We start from the raw sequence: 2,178 nt of genomic DNA, 5'->3' as shown, positions 1-2,178 counted from the left end.
GGCCCAGACGGCGAGCGCCGCCGGCCAGCCGCGGCCGAGCGCCTGCTCGATCGGCACCGCGAAGCCGGCGCCGGCGGCGGCGCCGAGGCAGAGGGTCATGGTGTAGAGCCCGGTCATCGCCCCGGCGCGACCGGGGAAGTCGCGCTTGACCACCGCCGGCAGCAGCACGTTGGCGAGCCCGATGCCGAAGGCGGCGACCGCCGTGCCGGAAAACAGCGACGCGAAGCCGCCGAGACCGCGCAGGGACAGGCCGGCCGCGACCACGACGATGCCGAGGAGCACGCCGCGGTCGGCGCCGAGCCGGCGCAGGACGAGCGGCGTCAGCGCGCAGGCGAGGCCGAGGCAGAGGACGGGCAGCGTGGTCAGCACCGCGGCGCCGGCCGCCGAGAGCCCCGTCGCCTCGCGGATCGACGAGAGCAGCGGCCCGACGGTGCTCAAGGCCGGACGCAGGTTGAACGCCACCGCCATCAGCCCGCAGGTCAGCAGCAGGGGCGGGACGGGCCGCGACGGCCTCACGCGAGCCGCCGGGCCCGGAGGGCGCCCGCGAGGCAGGCGGCGAGCATCGCCGCGAAGGGCCAGTCGCCGACCCGGCCGTAGAGGGTCCCGCCGAGGATGCGGACGGGGAGGTCGGCGTCGAGCACCGCCTCCTGCTCGATCGGTAGCTGCGCGACGACGCGCCCGTGCGCATCGATCACCGCGGAGATCCCGGTGTTGGCGTCGCGCACCAGCGGCAGGCCCTCCTCGACGGCGCGCAGGCGCGCCTGCGCCAAGTGCTGGCGAGGGCCCGGCGTGTCGCCGAACCACGCGTCGTTGGTGACGTTCAGGATCAGGCCCGGGGGCCGGTCGGCGCCGGCGGCCCCCGCCGGCAGGATCGCGCCGGGGAAGATCGCCTCGTAGCAGATCGTCGCCGCCACCGGCGGCAGTCCGGGCACGTCGAGGATGCGCTGGCCGGCCAGCGTGCCGGCGGAGAAGCCGCCCGGCACCGCCACGAACTGGCGCAGGCCCAAAGCCCGCAAGGCCGCGTCGAGGGGAGCCGGCAGGTACTCGCCGAACGGCACGAGGTGGACCTTGTCGTAGCTGTCGACGATGCGGCCGCCGGGCTCGATCGCCATGATCGCGTTGAAGTAGCGCAGGCGCTCGCCGGGCAGCGGCTCCTCGGCGCGGGCCGCACCGGTGATCAGGTGCTGGCCTGGCGCCAGCCCGGCGCCGACCTGCGCCATCGCGGCCGGATCGCGCTGGATCAGGAACGGAAACGCCGATTCCGGCCAGAGGATGTGGGTCGGCGCCGCGCCGCCATCCTCCGGCGGGCGCCGGGTCAGCTCGACGTAGCGATCGACGATGTCCTGCCGGTTCTCGGGGCGGAACTTCGCGTCCTGCGGCAGGTTCGGCTGCACCAGCCGCAGGCGCACCCCCACCACGACCGGGTCGGCCTCGGGATCGACGCGCTCGGCGCCGTAGAGCGCCATCGCGGCCAGCACGATCGCGGCGGCGGCGCTCGGGCCGAAGCGGCTGCGCGGATGCGAGCCGGTGGCCAGCGTCGCCGGCGCCGCGCAGACGAGGATCGCGAGCACCGTCAGGCCGTAGAGTCCGACGAGCGAGGCCGACTGCATCAGCCAGAGGTTCTGCCCGACCGCCATGCCCAGGGTGTTCCAGGGGAAGCCGGTGAAGACGTGCCCGCGCACCCATTCGGCGCCGGCCACCCCGAAGGCGAGGCCGGCGATGCGCCCCGGGCCGCGGACCCAGAGCAGGCCGGCGACGGCAAAGCCCGCCGCGTAGAACAGCCCGAGCGCCGCCGGCAGGCCGAGGACGCCGAGCGGCAGCGCCCACAGGAAGACGTCGGCCTCGACGAGGAAGGCGGAGCCGAGCCACCACAGCCCGGCGAACAGGTAGCCGAAGCCCCAGGCCCAGCCGATCAGCGCGCAGGGCCATAGCCGGGCGGGCCGCGTACTGCGCGAGCCGGCCGTCCCGTCCACCAGCCAGATCGCGACGGCCAGCGACACGGCGAGCGCCGGCAGGAACCCGAAGGGCGGCATGGCCAGGGCGCCGAAGCTGCCGGCGAGAAAGCTCGCGCCCAGCCGGCGCCAGCCGCGCAGGAGCATGACGCCGCCCGCCAGGCGCGCGACCGCACCACCCGGCGACGCGGCCGCCGGCGGCGCTTCGGAGGCGGGCGTCACGGGG

The 2,178-nt window shown here is 76.1% G+C and carries 1 protein-coding gene and 1 pseudogene; both read right to left on the bottom strand.

The window, feature by feature from the left end; all coding sequences use genetic code 11:
* A pseudogene (locus FV229_RS26560) lies at positions 1-468 on the bottom strand (cyanate transporter); the annotation flags it as partial.
* 44 nt (positions 469-512) lie between these two features.
* Positions 513-2,099 carry an apolipoprotein N-acyltransferase gene (lnt, locus tag FV229_RS26555; protein WP_238272118.1) on the bottom strand — a complete coding sequence of 529 codons (1,587 nt, stop codon included), beginning with the start codon at positions 2,097-2,099 and terminating at the stop codon, positions 513-515.
* Positions 2,100-2,178 lie beyond the last annotated feature (79 nt).

Source organism: Methylobacterium sp. WL120 (assembly GCF_008039465.1).
Lineage (GTDB): Bacteria > Pseudomonadota > Alphaproteobacteria > Rhizobiales > Beijerinckiaceae > Methylobacterium > Methylobacterium cerastii.
Note: the sequence above shows the minus strand (reverse complement) of the source record. Positions and strands in the feature narration are given on the sequence as shown.